This window comes from Actinosynnema sp. NPDC091369 (genome assembly GCF_044757065.1).
In the GTDB taxonomy this organism is placed as follows: Bacteria; Actinomycetota; Actinomycetes; order Mycobacteriales; family Pseudonocardiaceae; genus Actinosynnema.
In genome coordinates, this window is record NZ_JBIVUG010000003.1 from 609114 (window position 1) to 631267 (window position 22154).

Sequence of the window (22154 nt, forward strand, 5' to 3'; positions counted from 1 at the left end):
TCCTGGTTACCGTAGGTGACATGGTCAAAACCTGCGAGAACCTGCGGCTGACCGTCGCCTGCGTGGTCGTCGCCGTCGCCCTGGGCATCGCGCTGACTTTGGGTTAGCCGAGCCGATCTCCTGGGGAAGAATCAGGCGAACCGCCGCACGTCCTCCCCGGGAGTCCCCATGCACTTCGCTCGGATCGTCCGGGCGGCCCTCGCCGTCGCCGCGGCCCTGGTCGCGGTCGGCTCCGCCACCCCGACGGCCGCGGCGCGCGCTGCGGCGGGCTGCGACGTCGACTACTCGATCACCGACCAGTGGCGCAGCGGGTTCGGCGCGCGGGTCACGCTGACGAACCTGGGCGACCCGCTGTCGGGCTGGGCGCTGGAGTGGGTGTTCACCGCCGGGCAGCGCGTCACCTCCGAGACGTGGAACGGCACGTTCAGCCAGTCCGGCAGCACCGTGCGGGTGACCAACACCAACTACAACGGTGGCGTGGGCACGGGCCGGTCGGTGACGGTCGGCTTCAACGGCACCTGGTCGGGCAGCAACCCCGCGCCGACCTCGTTCAGCGTCAACGGCGTGCCGTGCACCGGGGCGCCGGTCACCACCGCCACGACCACCGTCGCGCCCGAGCCGTCGTCCGCGCCCTCGCTGACCACCGCACCCTCCGCCGCCACCACCACGACCACGACGACGACCACCAAGACGTCGGTGTCCTCGTCCTCGGCGTCGACCACGAGCTCGGCCGCGGAGTCGGCGGCGGCCTCCGGGACGTTCGACTGGCCGACCGCGTCGCCGAAGCCCGCGGTGGTGCTGTCCGCGGACGTCAGCCCCGACAGCGGGGTGGACGCGCTGCGGCTGGGCCTGGTCATCAGCCTGCTCGTGGCGACCGTGGGCGTCGCCGTGCTGCTGGTCGTGCGCCGCCACCTCGGACGGGTGGGTGACCACTCCGGCGAGGGACGGTAGGCGGTCACACGACCGGGTGGTTCGCCGTGCGATCGCCCGAATGGCCGGGTAGCCGAAGAGGCATGGATCGTTCAGCGGTGGACCGCCTCTACGACTGCGACGTGCTGGATCGGCACGGCCGGCCCATCGGACCGGTCGCGGAGCTGTGGCTGGCCGGTGGCCGCCCGCTGTGGGCCACCGTGCGCAGCGACTGCGGCACCACGCTGGTGCCGATCCGGGGTGCCCAGGTGCGCGACCGCAGGCTCGTGGTGCCGGTGGAGAAGCGGGAAGTGGAGGACGCCCCGAAGGTCGGCGACCGGGAGCTGTCCGAGGCCGAGCAGGCCGAGCTGCACGACCACTACGGGCTGACGCTGCCCGAGCAGCGGTTGGTGCGCCACCGGCGCGGTGCTAGTGGACCCACCAGCCAGCCACCGCGGCAGGCGAGGCGGCGAGCACGCTGAACCGGGCGAACCGGCCGATGACGCCGGTCGAGATGAACAACCAGGACGACATGCCCGCCAGGCCCGCCAGCACCGTGGTGAACATGAACGGCGGCAGGCCGACCACCGAGCTGACCGCGTGCGTGCCGAACATCCAGTGGGGGTGCCGGTGGCAGCGCAGGCGCACCCACTCCAGCCGCGCCTTCCACTTCAGCCGCCGCGGCGACAGCGGTTTGGCCGCCTTCTCCTTGCGCTTGAGGACCGCGGGCAGGCGCAGCGAACCGCGCGCGGCCAGGAAGTAGAACAACTTGCCCAGCACCTGACCCAGCGCCACCGCGAGCCCGATCCACCACCACGAGATGCCCGGCTGCTGGGTCACCAGGCCGAGCACGAAGAGCTCGATGCTGATCAGGGGTAACAGGGCGGAGCCGAAGGCGACGCTGAACGTGAGGCACAACCACGCGAGCACCCCGGCGACGCTACCCGTGCGGTCAAGGCTCCAGCAGTAGGGACAACCCCCCGGTAACCCTGATTTCGCGCAACGGTCGCCCGCCGGCGTCCAGCGTGCGCACCGTGCCGTCGGCCTCCCACTCGGCCCGGCCGTAGAAGCCGATCGACGCCTTGTCCGCCTCCGGGACCCACGCGACACCCCTGGTCGCACCGGCTTCCCGCAACCGCTGGGCGGCGGTGGCGAGCAACCTGCCGCCGTGCCCGCGCCGTCCCCAGCGCGGCTCCACGAGCAGGTGCAGCAGCGCCGTCGTCGCCGCGTCCTCGGGCAGCGAGCCGTCCGCGCGGGCCACCTCGTCCTCGGGCGCCAGCCCCGCGACGCAGAACCCGACGGTCCACTCGCCCTCGGTAGCCACGAACACCTGCCCGTGCGCGACCGCCTCGGCCCACGCGGGCGCTGTCGTCTCCACGTCGAGCGCGTCCAGCACTTCGGCGGGCACCAGGTCCCGGTAAGCGGTGCGCCAGGTGTCGCGGTGGATGCGGGCGATCTCCGCCACGTCGTCGGGCTGCGCGGTGCGCACGGTGGCGTCGGCCATGCCGGCACCCTATCGGCCGCTCAGCAGGCGGGGAGCGGAGGCAGGTCCGAGATCGGGACCACCGACGGGGCCGCCGCGCCGCCGGCGCCGGTGCGGGAGACGACCAGTCCACCGCCCGAGATCGTCATCGCGGTGGACATCCGGTCGTTGCGGTAGGTGCTGCCGGTCCGGACGTCGGTGACGAGGCTCAGCTCCGAGGTCCAGGCGACCAGGTCGCCGGACGGCTGCGGGAAGCCGATCCCCGGCACTCGACGCGTTCAAGGAAATCGAAGAAGGGGCCGTGCAGCCGTACGCGCTGGGTCGAACGGTCCTGTCGCCGGGGTCTCGGGGTCGCGGCGGAAAACCGCGTGATTCCAGGTGGGTCGGCATGACAGCGTCGGTGGGTGCGTTGGGCAGCGTTGGGCGTCGTGTACGTGGTCTGGGGTTCGACCTACCTGGGCATCAGGTTCACCATCGAGTCGATGCCGCCGCTGGTGTCGGGCGGCGCGCGGTTCCTCGCGGCGGGTGCGGTGCTCGCGCTGGTCGTGGCGTGGCGCGGCGGGTTGCGGATGACGCGGCGGCAGTTCGGGTCGGCGGTGCTGCTGGGGTTGCTGCTGCCGGCCTGGGGCAACGGGCTCGTGGTGCTGGCCGAGCAGTCGGTGGCGTCGGGGTTGGCGGCGCTGCTGGTGGCGGCCGTGCCGCTGTACGTGGTGCTGATGCGGCGGGTCGCCGGGGAACGGCCGCACCGCGTGACGTACGCCGGTGTGGCCATCGGGCTGGTCGGGTTGGCGGTGCTGCTGCTGGACGACATGGGTGACTCGTCGTGGTGGGGGCCGTGGGTGGTGCTGCTGGCGGCGTTCGGGTGGGCGCTGGGCTCGTTCCTGAGCAACCGGCTGGACACGCCCGCGAACCCGTTCGCGCTGTCGGCGGTGGAGATGCTCGCGGGCGGGGTGGCGTTGACGGTGGTCGGGCTGGCCGCGGGGGAACGGGTGTCGCTCGGGGAGATCACCACGTCGTCATGGGTGGCGTGGGGCTACCTGGTGGTGTTCGGGTCGCTGTTGGCGTTCAGCTCCTACGTCTACGTGCTGGGTGAGTTGCCGGTGTCGACGGTGGCGACATACGCGTACGTGAACCCGGTGATCGCGGTGGTGCTCGGCGTGTGGCTGGCGGACGAGAGGTTCGGGCCGTTCCAACTGCTCGGCGGCCTGCTGGTGGTGGTCGCGGTGGTGCTGGTGGTGCGGGCCGAGCGGAAACGTCGTACCCCGGTGGGAGGATCCGTCCGTGCAGAAGATGAGCGCTGACGTCGCCCGCCGCATCGCGCTGGGCGCACAGGGTTTCGCCGACCCCCGGCCCACCTCCGCGCCTTCCCGGCGGCACCTGCTCAAGGCGCTGTCGCGCATCCGGTTGCTGCAACTGGACTCGGTGAACGTGGCCGTCCGCGCGCACTACATGCCGTTGTTCAGCAGGCTCGGCGCCTACGCGCCGTCCCTGGTGGACGACGCGGCGTGGTCGCACAGCGCCCGCAAGCCGCGCCTGCTGGTGGAGTACTGGGCGCACGAGGCGAGCCTGGTGCCGGTGGAGGACTGGCCGCTGCTGCACTCCGGGGCCAAGCGGTCTGGCTGGTGGAAGAACTACACCGGGATCGCCGAGCGCTCGCCACAGCTAATGGACGACATCCTGGCGGTGGTGAAGGAGCTGGGGCCGGTCGGCGCGGGCGCGATCGAGCGGGCGCTGGCCGGTGGCGGGCCGCGGGCCAAGGAGCACTGGGGCTGGAACTGGTCGGAGGTCAAGAAGGTCTGCGAGTACCTGTTCGGCGAGGGCGTGCTGACGACCGGGTCGCGGCGCGGGTTCGAGCGGCTGTACGACCTGACCGAGCGGGTGCTGCCGCCGGAGGTGGTGGCGCGGCGGTTGTCGATCTCGGCGGAGGAGGGCGCGCGCGAGCTCGTGGCGCGGGCGGCGACGGCGATGGGCGTGGCGACGGAACCGGACCTGCGCGACTACTACCGGCTGCAACCGGCGCGCAGCCGGCAGGCGGTGGTCGAGCTGGTCGACGCCGGGGTGCTGGAGCCGGTCGAGGTGCAGGGCTGGGGCGCGCCCGCGTACCGGCACGTGGAGGCGCGGGTGCCGCGCCGGGTCACCGGGCGGGCGCTGCTGTGCCCGTTCGACCCGCTGATCTGGGAACGGGCCAGGACCGAGCGGATCTTCGACTTCTTCTACCGGATCGAGATCTACGTGCCAGCGCCGAAGCGGGTGCACGGCTACTACGTGTTCCCGTTCCTGCTGGACGGCGAGCTGGTCGGGCGGGTGGACCTGAAGGCGGACCGGGCCGCGGGCGTGCTGCGGGTGCAGGCGGCGTACTCCGAGCCGACCGCGGACGTGGGCCGGGTCGCGGTCGAGCTGGCCGCCGAGCTGCGGCACATGGCGGACTGGTTGGAGCTGGACGACGTCGTGGTGGTGCCGAAGGGCGACCTGGCGCCGGCGTTGGGAGCGGTGGTCGGGTGACGTGGTCGGGTGACGTCCGCCACCTGATGGGCTGACAGAAGTTGAAATCTGTCAGCCCAAGTCCCATAGTGGGGTTCATGACGAACTCCACCCCTCGCGTCACCCGCCGTCGGGTCCTCGGCACCACCGGTCCCGAGGTCTCCGCGCTCGGCCTGGGCTGCATGGGCATGTCCGACCTGTACGGCCCGGCCGACGAGGCGGAGAGCGTGGCCACCATCCACGCCGCCGTCGACGCGGGCGTGACGCTGCTCGACACCGGCGACTTCTACGGCATGGGCCACAACGAGCTGCTGATCAGCCGGGCCCTGCGCGACCGCGACCGCGACGACGTGGCGATCAGCGTGAAGTTCGGCGCGCTGCGCGACGCGGACGGCGGCTGGCGCGGCAACGACAACCGGCCCGAGGCCGTGCGCAACTTCCTGGCCTACACGCTGCGCCGGCTCGGCACGGACCACGTCGACGTCTACCGGCCGGCCCGCCTCGACCCGGCGGTCCCGATCGAGGAGACCATCGGCGCGATCAAGGAGGAGGTCGAGAAGGGCCGCGTCCGCCACATCGGCCTGTCCGAGGTCGGCGCGGACACGCTGCGCCGGGCGCACGCGGTCCACCCGATCGCCGACCTCCAGATCGAGTACTCGCTGATCTCGCGCGGCATCGAGGGGTCGATCCTGCCCACCGCGCGCGAACTGGGCATCGGCATCACCGCGTACGGCGTGCTGTCGCGCGGCCTGATCTCCGGCCACTGGACGGCGTCCAGGCAGGTCAGCGACTTCCGCGCCGTCTCGCCGCGCTTCCAGGGCGACAACCTCGACCACAACCTGTCACTGGTCGAGGCGCTGCGCGCGATCGCCGCCGAGAAGGGCACGACGGTCGCCCAGCTCGCCATCGCGTGGGTGCTGGCGCAGGGCGACGACATCGTGCCGCTCGTGGGCGCCCGCCGCCGCGACCGGCTGACCGAGGCGCTGGGCGCGCTGGACGTCACGCTCACCGAGGCCGACCTGGCCCGGATCGAGGCGGCGGTCCCGGCCGACGCCGCGGCGGGCGACCGCTACGCGCCCGCCCTGATGGCGCACCTGGACAGCGAACGCTGACCGGGGACGGGGCGGCCCGCCGGTGCGCGCACAATTGACCGGACGAGCGGGCGACACCAGGGGAGCGGCACGTGGCGGACGGCGCACTGACCGCTGAGGACATCCTCAGCACCACGGAGGACGTCCTGCGCCGCTTCGGCCCGGCCAAGGCGACCGTCGTGGACGTGGCCCGCGCGCTGGGCGTGAGCCACGGCAGCGTCTACCGGCACTTCCCGACCAAGACGGCGCTGCGCGAGGCCGTCACCCAGCGCTGGCTCGACCGGGCGCACGCGGGCCTGGCCGAGCTGGCCGCCGCCGACACCCCGGCGCCGCGGCGCCTGCGCGACTGGCTGGCGGCCCTGTTCGAGGCCAAGCGCCGGAAGGCGCTGGGCGACCCGGAGCTGTTCGCCACGTTCTCCGTGCTGGTCGACGAGCACAGCGCCGTCGTCGCGGCCCACATCGCCGCGATGGTCGAGGACCTGACCAGGATCGTCGCGGACGGCGTCGCGTCCGGCGACTTCACCACCCCGGACCCGGCGGTGAGCGCCAAGGCCGTGTTCGACGCCACGGCCCGCTTCCACGACCCGGCCCACGCCGCCGACTGGTCCGCCCCGGACGTCGACGCCGCGTTCGACGCCGTGGTGTCGCTCCTGGTGGCCGGCCTCCGGTCCCGCGACTAGGAAAGCCGCGGCGCGCGCATCGGGGGTGCGCACGCCGCGGCCTGGTTCGGGGCGGGTCAGGCCGTGGTCGCCGTGGTGACCAGGGCGTCGCCGCTGCCGGTGCGGCCGGTGATGAACAGGGCCGGCTCGTCGGACGGCGGGGTGTCGGAGACGTCCAGGTCGCTGCGCGCCGAGCCGGAGCTGGAGACCAGGTCGACCTGGGCCGCCACGCCGGGCCGCACGCCCACGCGCACGTCGCCCGAGCCGGTGCCCAGCTGGATCTGGCCGGAGGCGGCGTCGGCGATGGTGACGTCCCCGCCGCCGGTGCGCACCTGCACGTCGTTCTGCACGGCTCCGAGCCACACGTCCCCGGTGCCCGTGTAGATCACGGTGTTCCCGCCGACGGACGACACCTCGATGTCGCCGCTGCCCGTCTTCGCCCGCAGCCCGCCGAGCATCGGCCCGAGCCGCAACTTGCCCGACCCCGAGTTGACCTGCGACGACGCCTCCGCGCGGTCCGCGGTGACGTCACCGGTGCCGGTCTGGACCTCCAGCCGACCCGCCGCGCCGGTCACGGTCACGTCCGCCGACCCCGCCTTGGTGATCACGTGGGAGCCGGCCGGCGCGCGCACCGTGACGCCCAACGGCACCGCGCGCAGCGGCAGCGCCTTGGACGAGTGCACCTTCAGCCGGCCGCCGGACAGCTCGACGCGCGCGTCCCGCACCGCGTCCGCCGGTCCGCTCGGCTGCCCCTGCACGCCGCCGAACTGGTTGTTCACCCAGTTCAGCAGCCCGTTCAGGCCCGCCGTCCAGGACTCGCCCGGCGACGGGTCGTGCTTGACCTCGACGTGCACGCCCGGCTCGTCGACCAGGTGCACCCGCACCCGGCCGGCGAGCAGCGCCACGTCGACCTCCACCACACCGTCGACCTCGAAGCTCTGCTGACGCACGACATCCGATTCCATGATCCCCCCTCAGCCCTGCACCCAGCCGCGCACGCGCGAGGACGACTCGCGGCCCGCCTGCTCCTTCGGCGGCCCCCAGTGCTTGTGGCCGCCACCGCCGCCACCACGCCGACCACCCACCGCGCCCTGCACGGCCTGCGCGACGAACGTGTTCAACGACATCCCCTGCGCCGCGGCGGCCTGCTCGGCCTTGGCCTTCAGCTCGTCGAGCAGCCGCAGCGTGACGCGCGTGGCGTCACCGGCGGAGGGCCGGGGAACTTCCTGCGGCTCGGGTTCGTGTTCCTCCCGAGCGGCCGCGCCGGTGACGACCACCTGCACGTCCCGGCCGTCCAACCGCACGTCGACCACGGGGCCGTCGAGGGCCGCGGTGACCTCCGCGGCCAGGTCGGACAGTGCGTTCATGAGCGCCAGCCGCGCGGCGGGCTCCAGGGCTGCGGACAGCAGGGCCGCGGTGCGCCGGGTGTTGTCGTCCCCGGCGGACGCGGCCGTCGCGAGGTCCTCGCGCAGTGCTGCGATGTACGGCGACAGATCCATGACACCACCATGACGTCATTCCTGACATCAGTCAAGGACACCGGTGATGTCGTTCATGACGGCACGGTGCGGAGGCGCCGAGGGCGGGCGGACGGGAGCGATACGCTGGAAAATTGCCCTTGTTGCTCGACTAGGCTGCCCGGCGAAGCCAAGCTGCAAGGAAGGTTCGTCGTGACCGAAACGGTGTCTCCGCACGTCCAGCTGATCGCGAAGACGGAGTTCTTCCCGCCTGCGGACGTCCCGTGGTCGACCGACGCCGACGGCGGCGAGGCGCTGGCCGAGTTCGCCGGTCGCGCGTGCTACCAGTCGTGGACCAAGCCGAACCCCGCCACCGCCACCAACGCGGGTTACATCAAGCACATCATCGAGGTCGGCCACCTCTCGGTGCTGGAGCACGGCTCGGTCAGCTTCTACCTGACCGGCATCTCCCGGTCGCTCACCCACGAGCTGATCCGCCACCGGCACTTCTCGTACTCGCAGCTGTCCCAGCGGTACGTGCCCGAGCGCAACGCCGCCATGGTCGAGCCGGACGTCATCGCCAACGACCCGGAGCTGCACGAGAAGTTCCTCGCCGCCGCCCAGGCCGGCGTCGACGCCTACAACGAGCTGCTCAAGGGCCTGGAGGAGAAGTTCTCCGACGTGCCCAGCGCGACCCTGCGCCGCAAGCAGGCCCGCCAGGCGGCCCGCGCGATCCTGCCCAACGCCACCGAGACCCGCATCGTGGTGACCGGCAACTACCGCGCGTGGCGGCACTTCATCGCGATGCGCGCCACAGAGCACGCCGACGTGGAGATCCGCGCCCTGGCCGTGGAGTGCCTGCGCCAGCTCCAGAAGGCGGCGGCCAACGTGTTCGCCGACTTCACCATCTCCACCCTGGCCGACGGCACCGAGGTCGCCTCCAGCCCGCTGGTCACCGAAGGCTGACGGCCGGTGAAGCGGCTGATCGTCGACGTCCGGCCGGACGAGTACACGGTGGCGCGGCTGCCCGCCGACGCCGCCGTCCCGGCCGGGCTGCTCGACGCTCCGGGCCTGGTGTCGGTGACCAGGACCCCGGACGAGCTGTCGATCGTGTGCCCGTCCGCGCACGCGCCGGAGGCGGACACCGCGCAGCCCGGCTGGCGGCTGCTGACCGTGCGCGGTCCGCTGGAGTTCACGCTCACCGGCATCATGGCGGCCCTGTCGGGCGAGCTGGCCGCGGCGGGTGTGAGCCTGTTCGCGCTGTCCACATACGACACCGACCACCTGCTGGTGAAGGCGGGCGACCTGGCCCGCGCCGTGCAGGCGTTGCGCGCCTCGGGGCACGAAGTCACGAAACCGTGAAACCGGATCGGGCGGTGCGGGGTCTGAAGTAGCGTTCCGCCCGGTCCGCGGTCGGGGTTTCGAGGAGTGACGGTGACTGGTCCGACGCAAGGTGTGAGCGCCCACCCCCGCGTGATCGCGGGCAGGTACACCCTGCTCGCCGAGCTGGGGCGCGGCGGCATGGGCGTCGTCTGGCGCGCCCAGGACAACGTGATCGGCCGCCAGGTGGCCATCAAGGAGCTGCACCTGCCCGACGGCATCGCACTGGAGGAGCGCCGGGTGCTGGAGGAGCGGGTGCTCCGCGAGGCCCGCACCGCGGGCAGGTTGAACGACCCCGGCGTGGTCACCGTCTACGACGTGGTCGCCGAGCACGGCACCAACTTCATCGTGATGGAGCTGGTCGAGGCCGCCACGCTGTCCACTTTGATCAGCGCGCACGGCCCGATGCCGCAGGACCGCGTCATCTCCATGGCGATCCAGGCGCTGTCCGCGCTGGACTCCGCGCACCAGGCCGGGATCGTGCACCGCGACGTCAAGCCCGGCAACCTCATGGTCACGCCGAACGGCCGGGTGAAGCTGACCGACTTCGGCATCGCCCAAGCGGTGGACGACCCGCGCCTGACCACCAGCGGCAGCCTCATCGGCTCACCCGCCTACATGTCGCCCGAGCGCATCCACGGCAACGAAGCCTCACCCGCCTCCGACCTGTGGGCGCTGGGCGCGACGCTGTGCTACGCCGTGGAGGGCGCGAACCCCTACGAGCGCTCGACCACCGCGTCCACCCTGCACGCGATCATGAACGAGATGCCCCGCCTGACCAGGGCGCACGGCGTGCTCGGCGCGGTGATCACCGGCCTGATGATGCCCGACCCGAACGCCCGGCTCACCGGCCCGCAGGCCCGCGCCATGCTGGAGCGCGCGGCGGCCCAGCCGACGCCGCCGACCGGGTTCGGCGCGCCGACGCCGAACCCGACCATGCACTACACCCCGCCCACCGCGGTGCGGAAGCCGTGGCTGAAGAACCTGCTGATCACCGGCACGGCCGTGGCCGCGGTGGCGCTGCTGGTCGCCGGCGTCCTCCTGGGCCGGTGGTGGTTCACCGACCGGCCGCCCGCCGCGATGGCCGAGACGATCACCTACGGTCCCGGCGGCACGATCGAAGCCTCGCAGTTCAAGGCGGGCCACGAGCAGTGCGGCGACAACCTGGTCGACCCCAACACCACGGTCAACTACACCGACTGCGACGAGCCGCACCGGGTCGAGGTCTACGCGTCGGCCGAGCCGTTCGGGTCGGCGAAGATGGCCTACCCGGGTGACGAGTGGCTGCGCGGGTACGCGGAGAACTTCTGCACCCTGCACTTCATGTCCGACCGGGTTCCGGTGGAGGACAAGCAGTCCACGCTGCGGTACGTGGCGATCGTGCCGACCTCCGGCATCTGGCAGGACGACCCGGCGAAGGCGTCGTCGTCGGACAAGCGCTACCGCGACGTGGCGTGCGTGCTGTGGAACAAGGACGGCACCGCGCTGAACGACCAGGTCTACGCCAAGTAACGTGGGGCCATGGGCGTCGCGCAGGACGAACGCAGGCTGCTGACCGAGCTGTTCGCCGAGGTCGGGCCGGACGCGCCCACGCTGTGCGACCCGTGGCGCGCCCGCGACCTGGCCGCCCACCTCGTGCTGCGGGAACGCCGGCCGGACGCCGCGACCGGCATCCTGCTCAAGCCCCTGGCCGGCCACACCCGGCGGGTGCAGGACGCCTACGCCGCCAGGCCGTGGGACGAGCTGGTCGACCTGGTCCGCTCCGGGCCGCCCCGCTTCTCGCCCTACGCGCTGGTGGACGAGCTGGTGAACGCCGTCGAGTACTTCGTGCACCACGAGGACGTGCGCCGGGCCCGGGACGACTGGGAGCCGCGTTCACCCGATCCGGTACGAGACGCGGTGCTGTGGCGGCGGCTCGCGCCGACCGCCCGGATGATGTACCGCAAGAGCCCCGTCGGGGTGGTGCTGCGCCGCCCGGACGGTGAGGCGATCGTGGCCAGGCGCGGCGCGAACCCCGTGGTGCTGACCGGTCACGTCTCGGAATTGGTGGTGCACGTGTTCGGCCGGTCCGCCGCGCGCGTGGAGTACGACGGCCCGGCGGAGGCCGTGCGGCTGGTGCGCGGCCTCGACCGGAGCATGTAGTCGCAGCTTGCCGAGGGTGACGCGGTAGATTTCCGCACATGACCGCGAGTCCCACCGCCGCGCCCGGCCGACCTTTCGGCCGCGTGCTCACCGCCATGGTCACCCCGTTCGACGCGGAGGGGGCGGTGGACCTGGGCAAGGCGCAGCGGCTCGCCGAGCACCTGGTCGAGCTCGGCAACGACGGCCTCGTGGTCAACGGCACCACCGGCGAGAGCCCGACCACCACCGACGCGGAGAAGGCGGACCTGATCCGCGCCGTGGTCGAGGCGGTCGGCGACCGCGCCACCGTGGTCAGCGGCGCGGGCACGTACGACACCGCGCACAGCGTGCACCTGGCCGAGCAGGCCGAGGCGGCGGGCGCGCACGGCCTGCTGCTGGTCACGCCGTACTACTCGCGGCCCACCCAGGCGGGTGTGCTCGCGCACTTCACCACCGTGGCCGACCGGGTCGGCCTGCCCGTGATGCTGTACGACATCCCGCCGCGCTCGGTGGTGCCCATCGAGGTGGAAACGCTGCTGCGGCTCGCGGAGCACCCGCGTATCGTGGCGGTGAAGGACGCCAAGGGCGACCTGCTCGCGGGTAGCAAGGTCATCGCGGCCACCGACCTGGCCTACTACTCCGGTGACGACCCGCTGAACCTGCCGTGGCTGTCGGTCGGCGCGGTCGGCTTCGTCAGCGTCATCTCGCACATCGCCGCGGACCGGCTGCGCGACCTGCTCGACGCGTTCGAATCCGGCGACGTCGCCGGCGCGACCGCGATCCACCAGTCGCTGCTGCCGCTGCTGCGGCCCTTCAGCCGGATGCCCGGCGTGACCTACGCCAAGACCGCGCTGCGTTTGCGCGGCCTCGACGTGGGCGACCCGAGGCTGCCGCTGGTACCCGCTTCAACCGAGGACATCGAGGCCGTCGAGGCCGAATTGGGAGTCAACGCGTGATCAACCCGAGCTCACCCCCGCCCGCACTGCCCGACGGAGGTCTGCGCGTCGTCGCACTGGGCGGAATTGGCGAGATCGGCCGCAACATGACGGTGTTCGAGCACGCCGGCCGGCTGCTCGTCGTGGACTGCGGCGTGCTCTTCCCCGAGGACGACCAGCCTGGCGTCGACCTGATCCTGCCGGACTTCCGGGCCATCGAGGACCGGTTGGACGACATCGAGGCGCTGGTGCTCACCCACGGGCACGAGGACCACATCGGCGCGGTGCCGTTCCTGCTCAAGCTGCGCCCGGACCTGCCGGTGGTGGGGTCGCGGTTCACGCTGGCGCTGCTCGCGGCCAAGTGCAAGGAACACCGCCAGACGCCGAAGCTGATGGAGATCACCGACGGCGAGCGGCGCGCGTTCGGGCCGTACGAGCTGGAGTTCTTCGCCGTCAACCACTCCATCCCGGACGCGGTCGCGGTCGCCATCCGCACCGCGGCGGGCCTGGTGCTGCACACCGGTGACATCAAGCTCGACCAGCTGCCGCTGGACGGCAGGCTCACCGACCTGGCCGGGTTCTCCCGGCTCGGCGACGAGGGCGTCGACCTGTTCCTGGTCGACTCGACCAACGCCGAGGTGCCGGGGTTCGTCGCGCCGGAGCGCGAGATCGGGCCGGTGCTGGAGAACGTCATCCGCAAGGCCAACCAGCGGGTGATCGTGGCGTGCTTCGCCTCCCACGTGCACCGCGTGCAGCAGGTGCTGGACGTGGCCGTGCAGTACAAGCGGCGGGTCGCGCTGGTGGGCCGGTCGATGGTGCGCAACATGGGCATCGCGGCCGAGCTGGGCTACCTCAACGTGCCCGAAGGGCTGTTCGTGGACCTCCACGAGGCCATGGAGATGCCCGAGGACCAGGTGATGTTCGTGTCGACCGGGTCGCAGGGCGAGCCGCTGTCGGCGCTGTCGCGGATGGCGCGCGGCGAGCACCGGCAGATCTCGATCAAGGCCGGTGACACGATCGTGCTGGCGTCCTCGCTCATCCCGGGCAACGAGAACGCGGTGTTCGGCGTGGTCAACGGGCTGGCGCGGCTCGGCGCGACGGTCATCCACCAGGGCAACGCCAAGGTGCACGTGTCCGGCCACTCGCCGGCGGGCGAGCTGCTGTTCCTCTACAACGCGGTGCGGCCGTCGAACGTGATGCCGGTGCACGGCGAGTGGCGGCACCTGCGGGCGAACGCGGCGCTGGCCGTGGCGACCGGCGTGAACGCCGAGCGGGTCGTCATCGCCGAGGACGGCGTGGTGGTCGACCTGGTCGACGGCAAGGCGGCGATCAGCGGCAAGGTCGAGGTGGGCCACGTCTACGTGGACGGCCTGTCCGTCGGCGACGTCGGCGAGTCGACGCTGTCCGACCGGCTCGTGCTCGGCGAGGGCGGTTTCATCGCGATCACCGTGGCCGTGGACTCCAACAGCGGCCGGGCGGTCGCACCGCCGACCGTGTCCGGCCGCGGGTTCTCCGACGACCCGAAGGCGCTGGACCAGGCGGTGTCGCTGGTGGAGATGGAGCTGTCGCGCACGGAGGCCGAGGGCATCACCGACTCGCACCGCATCGCGCAGGCCGTGCGCCGCGTGGTGGGCCGCTGGGTGGCCGAGACCTACCGCCGCCGGCCGATGATCGTGCCGACCATCATCCCGGTGAACTGATCCGCGTGCGGCGCGTGGCGGGGAGGACCTGACGTGGCCGAGGTGCTGCTGTTCCACCACGCGCACGGGGTGACGCCCGGTGTCACGGCCTTCGCCGAGCGGTTGGCGGAGGCCGGGCACACGGTCCACGTGCCCGACCTGTACGAGGGTCGGGTGTTCGTGGACCTGGGCGCGGGCCTGGACTACGCGCACGAGGTCGGCTTCGGCACGATCGCCGAGCGCGGCAGGCTCGCCGCCGAGGGGCTGCGGTCCGATGTCGTGTACGTCGGGTTCTCGCTGGGCGTGCTGCCCGCGCAGATGCTGGCCCAGACCAAGCCGGGCGCGGCGGGCGCGCTGCTGGTCGGCGCGTGCGTGCCGGTGTCGGAGTTCGGCCCGGCGTGGCCCGCGAGCGTCCCGGTGCAGGTCCACGCCATGGCGGACGACCGCTCGTTCGTGGACGACGGCGACCTCGACGCCGCGCGCGCCCTGGTGGCGGGCGCGGCGGACGGGGACCTGTTCCTGTACTCCGGCGACAAGCACCTCTTCGCCGACCCCAGCCTGTCGTCCTACGACGAGGTGGCCGCCGTGCTGCTGATGGAACGCGTGCTCGCCTTCCTGAACTAGCGACCGGCCGCCGCTCGGACCGCGGCGCCCGCGGGATCGGCGCATCGCGGCGTGTCGCCGCTCCCGCGCTGCTAGCCTCCCGACCGGGTCGGGGGATCCGCGGGTCCTGGGGGGTTCAGTGCGGTTCGCAACCGCCGCCTTGATGGCGGCTGTCCTGGTCACGGTCGTTCCGGCGGGGTCCGCCGCGACCGCCGAGCCGCAGGGGGCTGCGGCGTCCGGTTCGACGTACACGGCGCTGTCGCCGACGCGGGTGTTGGACACCCGCGCGGGAGGCGGGCCGATCGGCGCCGGGGGCACGACGACGATCGACCTGGCCGGCTCGGTGCCGGCGTCGGCCACGGCGGTGGTGTTCACCCTGACCGGCACGGAGCCGACCGCCGACACGCACCTGACGGTGTCGCCGCACGGCGAGGACCGGCCGGAGGTGTCGAACCTGAACCTGCGGGCCGGTGAGACGCGGGCGAACCTGGTGACCGCGGCCGTCGGCGCGGACCGCGTCCTGGACCTCTACAACAACGAGGGCAGCACCCACGTCATCGCCGACCTGGCCGGGTACTACGCGACCGGCACCGGGGCGAGGTTCCTGCCCGCGCGGCCGAGCCGTGTGCTGGCCGAACCCGTCGGGGCGGGTTCCACCACGACGCTGGACCTGGCGCAGACCGTGCCGGCGTCGGCGACCGCCGTCGTGCTCAACGTGACCGCCGCCAACGCGACCGCGGACACCTACGTCACCGCGTGGCCCGCCGGCGGCGCCCGGCCGAACGCCTCGACGGTCAACGTGCCCGCGGGCGGCACCAACCCCGGCCTCACCACCGTCGCGCTCGGCGCGGGGCAGTCGGTCACCCTCTACAACAACGCCGGGCGACTGGACCTCGTGGTCGACCTCCAGGGCTTCTACACGCCGGAGTTCGGCGCGGTGTTCACGCCGGTCACGCCGCAGCGCGTCTTCGACACCCGCAACGGCACGGGCGTCTCGCGGCCCGGACCCATCGGGCCGCAGGACGAACGCGGCGTCTACGCCTCCGCGCTGCCGAGCGAGGCCATCGGCGCGGTCGTCAACATCACCGGCATCGAGCCGACGGCCGACACCTACGTCACCGCCTGGCAGGCCAACCGCTTCCCGCCGGAGACCTCCAACCTGAACCTGGGGCGCGGCCGCACCGCGGCGAACCTGGCCGTGGTGGAAACCCGGTACAACGCGGGCCAGTTCCGGTTCTTCGCCTACAACAACGCCGGAGACACCGACATCGCCATGGACCTGGCCGGGTACTTCTCGGTGCCGCCCGCGCCGTGCGCGCACGACTGCGCCTTCACGTGGGGCGGCAACCACGGCCAACTCGGCAACGCCACCACGACCGGCTCGTCCAGGCCGCAGCCGCTGCACGGGCTGTCCGGCGTGGTGTCGGTGGCCGCGCGCACCGCGGCGCTGGCCGACGGCTCGGTGTGGACGTGGGGCACCAACTGGTTCGGCAACCTGGGGCACGGCTGGCACGGCGCCGCGATCGTCCCGTTCCCGCTGCGCGTGCCCGGGATCGACGGGGTCGTCGCCGTCGCCGACACGTCCGGCGGCACGCACTACGCGCTGCGGTCCGACGGGACCGTCTGGTCCTGGGGCATCGACGCCGACGGCGCGCTGGGCACGGGAGGCGTGTCGCCCTTCCCGTCGCGGCCGCAGCAGGTCTCCGGGCTGGCGAACGTCACCGCCATCGCGGCCGGCAGCTCCACCGGGTACGCGTTGCGCGGCGACGGCACGGTCTGGGCCTGGGGCTGGAACCACGAAGGGCAGCTCGGCACCGGGTCCACCGCCGGGAACTCGGCCGTGCCGGTCCAGGTCCCCGGGCTGACCGACGTCGTCCGGATCGCCGCCGGCGGCAACAACGCGTTCGCCGTCACCTCCGACGGGGCGCTGCGGGCGTGGGGCGTCAACCGGAACGGCACCCTCGGCAACGGCACGACGGGCGGCCTGTCCCGCGTCCCGGTGCGCGTCGCCGGGCTGACCGGCGTGGTCGCGGTCGCGGGCGACGGCAGCAACAGCTACGCCGTTCTCGCCGACGGCTCGGTGTGGTCGTGGGGCTGGAGCGGGTTCGCGGGACTCGGCGACGGGACCGACTCGGTCGACGTGTTCAGGAACGTGCCGGGGCGCGTGGACGGCATCAGCGGCGCGGTCGACGTCGTCAGCCACACCAGCGGCGGGCAGGTGCTCGACTCCTCGGGGCGGCTGTGGATGTGGGGTTGGAACAGCGACGGCGACCTCGGCGTCGGGCAGCTCGGCGTCCCGGCGTTGCGCCCGGTCCAGGGCCCGACCTTCGCCGCCCGCGTCACCGCGCTGGGCGACGGCGGGCAGGCGCTGGTGCCGACCCCGTGACCCGGCGGTGCCCGCGGCGGTCCGCCGGCAGCTAGCGGACAGCGCCGCGGGGCCGTGACGCCGGCGTGGACATGCTGGCCGGGTGAGCCGTGCCGACGTGTCCATGACCGCCGTGTTCCGCGTGCGCGAGTTCCGGTTCCTGTGGGTGGCGGAGCTGCTGTCCGTCCTCGGTGACCAGCTCGCCCGGGTCGCGCTCGCGGTCCTGGTGTACGGGCGCACCGACTCGGCGTCGTGGGCGGCGGTCGTCTACGCGTTGACGTTCCTGCCCGCGCTGTTCGGCGGTGTGCTGCTGTCCCGGCTCGCCGACCGGTGTCGGCGGCGCGCGGTGATGGTGACGGCGGACGTGGCGCGGGCCGTGCTGGTCGGTGCGGTGGCGTGGCCGGGGCTGCCGTTGTGGGCGTTGTGCTCGCTGCTCGTGGTGGTGGTGCTGCTCGGGCCGCCGTTCACCGCGGCACAGGGCGCGGTGCTGCCCGACGTGCTGCCCGGAGAGCTGTACGAGCACGGCTCGGCCGTCCGGCAGATGACCGGCCAGGCCGCGCAGCTGGTCGGGTTCGCGGGCGGTGGGGTGCTGGTCGCGGCGCTGGACCCGGGGCTCGCGCTGGTGGGCGACGCGGTGACGTTCCTGCTGTCCGCCGCGGTGATCCGGGTCGGCGTGCGCGACCGGCCACGACCCGCCGCGGCCCCGGGCGACGCCGGTTCGGTGCGGGCGGTGGTCGCGTCGATCGCCGCCGACCCGCGGCGGCGCGTGCTGGTGCTGCTGGCGTGGCTGGTCGGCTGGTACGTCGTGCCCGAGGCGCTCGCCGCCCCGTACGCCGACCAGCTCGGCGCGGGACCGGCGGTGGTGGGCGTGCTCATGGCGGCCGACCCGCTCGGCAGCGTGCTCGGGGCGTGGCTGTTCGTCCGGCACGTGCCCGCGCACGTGCGCGCCCGGCTCGTCGGCGTGCTCGCGGTCGGCGCGGGGATTCCCCTGGTGCTGTGCGCTTTCCGGCCCGGTCTGGCGCTCGCCGTCGTGCTGTGGGGCTTGTCCGGCGCGGCGTCCGCGGCGTACCTGGTGCAGACCCAGTCCGGTTTCGTCCGCGCCACGCCCGACGCCGAACGGGGCCGTGCCATCGGGGTGGCCGCGTCCGGGGTCGTCGCCGGGCAGGGGGTGGCGGTGTTCGTCGGCGGGCTGTGGGCCGACCTGTGGGGCCCGGCGACCGCGGTCGCCGCGGCCGGTGCGACGGGCGCGCTGTGCTCCCTCGCGTGCGCGGTGGCGTGGCGGAGGGCGGACCAGCCACCGGCCGCCGACGTGGCGACGGGTGGCTGATCCGCGGGACTCACCAGCTCTTGTTGCGGGTGGCCCGGTTCTCGCCGCGCAGCGTCCAGTCCTCGTTCGTCATCGCGTTCCTCCCTGGTCCGGGCGGGCCGGGTTGCCCGCCCGCCACCCAGGTTGGGCCGGATCACGGTGTCGCGACGGGGCCTGGCCGGTTCCGGTCAGCCCTCGTCCGGCCGCCACGGGCTCTTGCCCGTCGTCGGCCGCGTCGGGTCGTGGAACCTCGGCAGGTCCGGCTCGTCGATCCGCAGTGGCACCAGGCCCGCCGTGATCGCGCGCATGATCCGCTCGTGCGCCCGCCGCGCGTCGCCCGGCTTGCCGTCCTCCAACCCGGACAGGTCCACCGGCTTGCCGAAGTGCACCTTGAACGTCGGCCGCTTGCGCAGGCCGCGCACGTAGGACGTGAGGTAGGGCTTGGCGTCGGCCCACCCGCCGACGTGGGTGTTGCCCCAGTAGACGGCCTCGTGCGCACCCCACTGGCTGACCGGGACCACCGGGATGCCACCGCTCAGCGCGAGCCGCGCCGCGCCGGTCTTGCCCCGTTCCGGCCACAGGCCGGGATCGAGGCTGATCCGGCCCTCCGGGTACATGGCGATCGGGTCGCCGCCGCGCCGCAACACCTCGACGGTGCGGTGGTAGGCGTCACCGACGTCCGCCGCCGAGCGGTCGACGCGCACGTGACCGGACGCCTTGAGCAGCGGTCCCAGGACCGGTGCGTCGAGCAACCCGCCCGCGAGCAGGAACCGCGGCGCGACACCGATCCGGCGGCACGCGGCGATCAGCACGAACGGGTCGAGGTTGCCGATGTGGTTGGACGCGAGCAGCAGGGGACGTCCCCTGAGGTCCGCCGGGATGTCGCCGGTGACTTCGAGTCGTCCGCTGAGACCGACGACACCCTGGTCGACTGCGGTCAGCACGCGCCACAGCAGTGGTGTGGGCACAGCGCGACAGGCTACGGCGTGTCGAGGTGTCGGCGCACCGACTTCGGGGCAACCATGGGCGTCTGGCAGCGCACGTCACGTCGCCCTGTGAACCGTGGGGCCGCTGAGGCTTGAGGGACTACCGTATACACCATGGCCGGCCGAACTGGGACCTCGCGCAAGGGCACGACCCGCCGCACCGGATCCGGGTCGAAGCCCCGTTCCAGCGCGTCCCGACCGGCCGCCAAGCGCTCGACCGCCCGGCGCGCGCCCGCCAGGAAGTCCTCCGGCTCCGTCGGCCGGGTCTGGGGCCTGCTCGGCCGCGGCGTCGGCTCGGTGGTCCGCGCGGTCGGCCGGGGCAAGGAGCTCGACCCCGCGCACCGCCGTGACGGGCTGGCGCTCGTGCTCATCTCGGTGGCCGTGATCACCGCCGCGGGCGTGTGGTGGCAGGCGGGCGGACCGGTCGGCCAGTGGGTCGACGTGGCCGTGCGCAGCTCCGTCGGCGGTCCTGCGGTGATCGTGCCCGTGGTGCTGCTCGCGGTCGGCGTGATGCTCATGCGCACCGACCCGAACCCGGAGGCGCGGCCCCGCCTGGTGATCGGCTCGATCCTGGTCATGGTCGGGTTCCTGGGCATGTTCCACCTCGCGGGCGGCCTGCCGATGGACCCGATGGCCCGCCGTGACGCCGGTGGCGCGCTGGGCTACCTCTCGGGCGGGTTCCTCGCCCAGGGCCTCACGTCGTGGGTCGCCGGACCGCTGCTCGTGCTGATCTTCGCCTACGGCTTGCTGCTGCTCGTGCACCTGCCGATCCGCGAGGTGCCCGGCAAGCTCGGCAGCCTGCTGCACCGCAGGACCGACCAGCTCGACGGCTTCGGCGCCGACGACGTCGACCCCGAGCCGGAGGTCGAGGAGAAGCCGGCCAAGCTGCGCCGCCCGTCCCGCAGCCGCCGCCAGGCCGCCGCCGCCGAGGTCGCCGACCAGCAGCCCGAGCTGCCGCTGGACGAAGAGCCGCCACCGCCACCGCCCCCGCCGGTCGCCAAGCCCACCCCCAAGCCCAAGGCCACCCCGGAGACCCCGAAGCCCGCCGCGATCGCCGTGCGCGCGGTCGAGGGCGACTACCGGCTGCCGCCGCCGACCATCCTCAAGGACGGCGACGCGCCGAAGGCCCGCAGCAAGGCCAACGACCTCATGATCGAGGCCATCTCCGGCGTGCTCGACCAGTTCTCCATCGACGCGCAGGTCACCGGCTTCACCCGCGGCCCGACCGTCACCCGCTACGAGGTCGAGCTCGGCCCCGGCGTGAAGGTCGAGAAGATCACCGCGCTGACCAAGAACATCGCCTACGCCGTCGCCACGGACAACGTGCGGCTGCTGGCCCCGATCCCCGGCAAGTCCGCGGTGGGCATCGAGGTGCCCAACAGCGACCGCGAGATGGTGCGGCTGGGCGACGTGCTGCGCTCGCCGTCCACGGTCAAGGACAACCACCCGATGGTCATCGGGCTGGGCAAGGACATCGAGGGCCACTTCGTCACCGCGAACCTGACCAAGATGCCGCACCTGCTGGTCGCGGGCTCCACGGGTTCGGGCAAGTCGAGCTTCGTGAACTCGATGCTGGTGTCGCTGCTGGCCCGCGCGACCCCGGACGAGGTCCGGATGATCCTGATCGACCCGAAGATGGTCGAGCTGACCCCGTACGAGGGCATCCCGCACCTGATCACGCCCATCATCACCCAGCCGAAGAAGGCCGCCGCCGCGCTGGCCTGGCTGGTCGAGGAGATGGAGCAGCGCTACCAGGACATGCAGGTCAACCGGGTGCGCCACATCGACGACTTCAACCGGAAGGTGCGGTCGGGCGAGATCACCGCGCCGCCGGGCAGCGAACGCGTCTACCGGCCCTACCCCTACATCATGGCGATCGTGGACGAGCTGGCCGACCTGATGATGACCGCGCCGCGCGACGTCGAGGACGCCATCGTCCGGATCACGCAGAAGGCCCGTGCGGCGGGCATCCACCTGGTGCTGGCGACGCAGCGCCCGTCGGTGGACGTGGTCACGGGCCTGATCAAGACGAACGTGCCGTCGCGGCTGGCGTTCGCCACGTCGTCGTTGACCGACTCGCGGGTCATCCTGGACCAGCCGGGCGCGGAGAAGCTGATCGGCATGGGCGACGGCCTGTACCTGCCGATGGGCGCGTCGAAGCCGGTGCGCATCCAGGGCGCGTACGTCGGCGACGACGAGATCGCCGAGATCGTCAACTTCACCAAGGACCAGGCGCAGCCCGAGTACACCGACGGCGTCACGGCGGCGAAGGCGGGCGAGAAGAAGGAGATCGACGCCGACATCGGCGACGACCTGGAGCTGCTGATCCAGGCGGCCGAGCTGATCGTCACCTCGCAGTTCGGCTCGACGTCGATGTTGCAGCGCAAGCTGCGGGTCGGTTTCGCCAAGGCGGGTCGGCTCATGGACCTGCTGGAGACGCGCGGGGTCGTCGGCCCGTCGGAGGGCTCGAAGGCGCGCGAGGTGCTGATCAAGCCGGACGAGCTGGACTCCGTCGTCTACCTGATCCGCGGCGGCTCCGGCCCGGATGACGACGACGTGGACGACGACTGACCCCGCGTTCTCCGCGGGGAAACACCGATTGTCGAATGCGCGGTCGAATGGCGCGGTCGAACAATCGAATGCGCGCGCGTCCGCTTTCCGGGCGTTGACCCGGTGACCATTGGGCTGCAATAGTTCGC

At 72.8% G+C, this 22154-nt stretch carries 22 protein-coding genes; 16 read left to right on the forward strand and 6 right to left on the reverse strand.

Features of this window, described 5'->3' with window-relative positions; genetic code table 11:
• Positions 1-168 precede the first annotated feature (168 nt).
• On the forward strand, positions 169-951 hold the full coding sequence (locus ACIQMJ_RS15455) for a cellulose-binding domain-containing protein (protein ID WP_499761612.1): 783 nt from the start codon (positions 169-171) through the stop codon (positions 949-951).
• 62 nt (positions 952-1013) lie between these two features.
• The gene (locus ACIQMJ_RS15460; protein WP_499761613.1) at positions 1014-1391 is read left to right on the forward strand and encodes a PRC-barrel domain-containing protein; all 378 of its coding nucleotides are present in this window, start codon (positions 1014-1016) and stop codon (positions 1389-1391) included.
• Here ACIQMJ_RS15460 and ACIQMJ_RS15465 read toward each other — a convergent pair.
• Genes ACIQMJ_RS15465 through ACIQMJ_RS15475 form a run of 3 tightly spaced genes read right to left on the reverse strand, consistent with a single transcriptional unit; the run spans position 1339 to position 2661 of the window.
• The gene (locus ACIQMJ_RS15465; protein ID WP_499761614.1) at positions 1339-1839 is read right to left on the reverse strand and encodes a hypothetical protein; all 501 of its coding nucleotides are present in this window, start codon (positions 1837-1839) and stop codon (positions 1339-1341) included. The two genes, ACIQMJ_RS15460 and ACIQMJ_RS15465, sit on opposite strands and share 53 nt — an antisense overlap.
• Before the next feature lie 22 nt (positions 1840-1861).
• A complete protein-coding gene (locus ACIQMJ_RS15470; RefSeq protein ID WP_499761615.1) occupies positions 1862-2413 on the reverse strand; it encodes a GNAT family N-acetyltransferase in 552 nt (183 codons plus the stop codon).
• A 20-nt stretch (positions 2414-2433) separates the two neighbouring features.
• Positions 2434-2661, reverse strand: coding sequence for a hypothetical protein (locus ACIQMJ_RS15475; RefSeq protein WP_499761616.1), 228 nt, complete (start codon positions 2659-2661; stop codon positions 2434-2436).
• Between the two features lie 135 nt (positions 2662-2796).
• On the opposite strand from ACIQMJ_RS15475, the gene ACIQMJ_RS15480 reads away from it, so the two are divergent.
• From ACIQMJ_RS15480 to ACIQMJ_RS15495, 4 genes are all read left to right on the forward strand, one after another.
• Complete coding sequence (locus tag ACIQMJ_RS15480; RefSeq protein ID WP_499761617.1) at positions 2797-3693, forward strand: EamA family transporter; 897 nt, start codon at positions 2797-2799, stop codon at positions 3691-3693.
• Positions 3683-4894, forward strand: a complete 1212-nt coding sequence (locus tag ACIQMJ_RS15485) for a winged helix-turn-helix domain-containing protein (protein ID WP_499761618.1) — start codon at positions 3683-3685, stop codon at positions 4892-4894. Before ACIQMJ_RS15480 ends, ACIQMJ_RS15485 begins: the two co-directional genes overlap by 11 nt.
• A gap of 77 nt (positions 4895-4971) precedes the next feature.
• Complete coding sequence (locus tag ACIQMJ_RS15490) at positions 4972-5985, forward strand: aldo/keto reductase (protein ID WP_499761619.1); 1014 nt, start codon at positions 4972-4974, stop codon at positions 5983-5985.
• A 71-nt stretch (positions 5986-6056) separates the two neighbouring features.
• Positions 6057-6644, forward strand: coding sequence for a TetR/AcrR family transcriptional regulator (locus ACIQMJ_RS15495; RefSeq protein ID WP_499761620.1), 588 nt, complete (start codon positions 6057-6059; stop codon positions 6642-6644).
• 56 nt (positions 6645-6700) lie between these two features.
• Here the strand turns inward: ACIQMJ_RS15495 and ACIQMJ_RS15500 are convergent, their stop codons facing one another.
• Positions 6701-7588 (reverse strand): DUF4097 family beta strand repeat-containing protein, encoded by an 888-nt coding sequence (locus ACIQMJ_RS15500; RefSeq protein WP_499761621.1) that lies wholly within the window; start codon positions 7586-7588, stop codon positions 6701-6703.
• 9 nt (positions 7589-7597) lie between these two features.
• Entirely contained in the window at positions 7598-8122 is a 525-nt protein-coding gene (locus tag ACIQMJ_RS15505; protein WP_499761622.1) for a toxin-antitoxin system HicB family antitoxin, read from the reverse strand.
• 171 nt (positions 8123-8293) lie between these two features.
• Between ACIQMJ_RS15505 and thyX the strand changes: the two genes are divergently transcribed.
• The 9 genes from thyX (at position 8294) to ACIQMJ_RS15550 (ending at position 18490) form a co-directional block, all read left to right on the forward strand.
• Positions 8294-9046, forward strand: coding sequence for an FAD-dependent thymidylate synthase (thyX, locus tag ACIQMJ_RS15510; RefSeq protein WP_499761623.1), 753 nt, complete (start codon positions 8294-8296; stop codon positions 9044-9046).
• Positions 9047-9052: 6 nt separating this feature from the next.
• Entirely contained in the window at positions 9053-9442 is a 390-nt protein-coding gene (locus ACIQMJ_RS15515; protein ID WP_499761624.1) for an ACT domain-containing protein, read from the forward strand.
• A 72-nt stretch (positions 9443-9514) separates the two neighbouring features.
• Positions 9515-10972 carry a serine/threonine-protein kinase gene (locus ACIQMJ_RS15520; protein WP_499761625.1) on the forward strand — a complete coding sequence of 486 codons (1458 nt, stop codon included), beginning with the start codon at positions 9515-9517 and terminating at the stop codon, positions 10970-10972.
• Positions 10973-10981: 9 nt separating this feature from the next.
• Positions 10982-11602, forward strand: coding sequence for a TIGR03085 family metal-binding protein (locus tag ACIQMJ_RS15525; RefSeq protein WP_499761626.1), 621 nt, complete (start codon positions 10982-10984; stop codon positions 11600-11602).
• A gap of 38 nt (positions 11603-11640) precedes the next feature.
• Positions 11641-12537 (forward strand): 4-hydroxy-tetrahydrodipicolinate synthase, encoded by an 897-nt coding sequence (gene dapA, locus ACIQMJ_RS15530; RefSeq protein ID WP_499761627.1) that lies wholly within the window; start codon positions 11641-11643, stop codon positions 12535-12537.
• Positions 12534-14216 (forward strand): ribonuclease J, encoded by a 1683-nt coding sequence (locus ACIQMJ_RS15535; protein ID WP_499761628.1) that lies wholly within the window; start codon positions 12534-12536, stop codon positions 14214-14216. The genes dapA and ACIQMJ_RS15535 overlap by 4 nt, the downstream gene beginning before the upstream one ends.
• A gap of 33 nt (positions 14217-14249) precedes the next feature.
• A complete protein-coding gene (locus tag ACIQMJ_RS15540) occupies positions 14250-14819 on the forward strand; it encodes a dienelactone hydrolase family protein (RefSeq protein WP_499761629.1) in 570 nt (189 codons plus the stop codon).
• Between the two features lie 142 nt (positions 14820-14961).
• A complete protein-coding gene (locus tag ACIQMJ_RS15545; RefSeq protein WP_499761630.1) occupies positions 14962-17184 on the forward strand; it encodes an RCC1 domain-containing protein in 2223 nt (740 codons plus the stop codon).
• 82 nt (positions 17185-17266) lie between these two features.
• Complete coding sequence (locus ACIQMJ_RS15550; protein WP_499761631.1) at positions 17267-18490, forward strand: MFS transporter; 1224 nt, start codon at positions 17267-17269, stop codon at positions 18488-18490.
• Positions 18491-18657: 167 nt separating this feature from the next.
• Here the strand turns inward: ACIQMJ_RS15550 and ACIQMJ_RS15555 are convergent, their stop codons facing one another.
• A complete protein-coding gene (locus ACIQMJ_RS15555; RefSeq protein ID WP_499761632.1) occupies positions 18658-19437 on the reverse strand; it encodes a lysophospholipid acyltransferase family protein in 780 nt (259 codons plus the stop codon).
• A gap of 132 nt (positions 19438-19569) precedes the next feature.
• On the opposite strand from ACIQMJ_RS15555, the gene ACIQMJ_RS15560 reads away from it, so the two are divergent.
• On the forward strand, positions 19570-22026 hold the full coding sequence (locus ACIQMJ_RS15560) for an FtsK/SpoIIIE family DNA translocase (RefSeq protein WP_499761633.1): 2457 nt from the start codon (positions 19570-19572) through the stop codon (positions 22024-22026).
• The last annotated feature ends 128 nt before the right edge of the window (positions 22027-22154 follow it).

Excerpts from the sequence above, each read along its gene's own strand:
- ACIQMJ_RS15560 (WP_499761633.1), top strand. The coding sequence starts at position 19,570 with ATGGCCGGCCGAACTGGGACCTCGCGCAAGGGCACGACCCGCCGCACC.
- ACIQMJ_RS15455 (WP_499761612.1), top strand. The coding sequence starts at position 169 with ATGCACTTCGCTCGGATCGTCCGGGCGGCCCTCGCCGTCGCCGCGGCC.
- ACIQMJ_RS15545 (WP_499761630.1), top strand. The coding sequence starts at position 14,962 with ATGGCGGCTGTCCTGGTCACGGTCGTTCCGGCGGGGTCCGCCGCGACC.
- ACIQMJ_RS15500 (WP_499761621.1), bottom strand. The coding sequence starts at position 7,588 with ATGGAATCGGATGTCGTGCGTCAGCAGAGCTTCGAGGTCGACGGTGTG.
- ACIQMJ_RS15490 (WP_499761619.1), top strand. The coding sequence starts at position 4,972 with ATGACGAACTCCACCCCTCGCGTCACCCGCCGTCGGGTCCTCGGCACC.
- dapA (WP_499761627.1), top strand. The coding sequence starts at position 11,641 with ATGACCGCGAGTCCCACCGCCGCGCCCGGCCGACCTTTCGGCCGCGTG.
- ACIQMJ_RS15470 (WP_499761615.1), bottom strand. The coding sequence starts at position 2,413 with ATGGCCGACGCCACCGTGCGCACCGCGCAGCCCGACGACGTGGCGGAG.
- ACIQMJ_RS15485 (WP_499761618.1), top strand. The coding sequence starts at position 3,683 with ATGAGCGCTGACGTCGCCCGCCGCATCGCGCTGGGCGCACAGGGTTTC.
- ACIQMJ_RS15460 (WP_499761613.1), top strand. The coding sequence starts at position 1,014 with ATGGATCGTTCAGCGGTGGACCGCCTCTACGACTGCGACGTGCTGGAT.
- ACIQMJ_RS15505 (WP_499761622.1), bottom strand. The coding sequence starts at position 8,122 with ATGGATCTGTCGCCGTACATCGCAGCACTGCGCGAGGACCTCGCGACG.
- ACIQMJ_RS15525 (WP_499761626.1), top strand. The coding sequence starts at position 10,982 with ATGGGCGTCGCGCAGGACGAACGCAGGCTGCTGACCGAGCTGTTCGCC.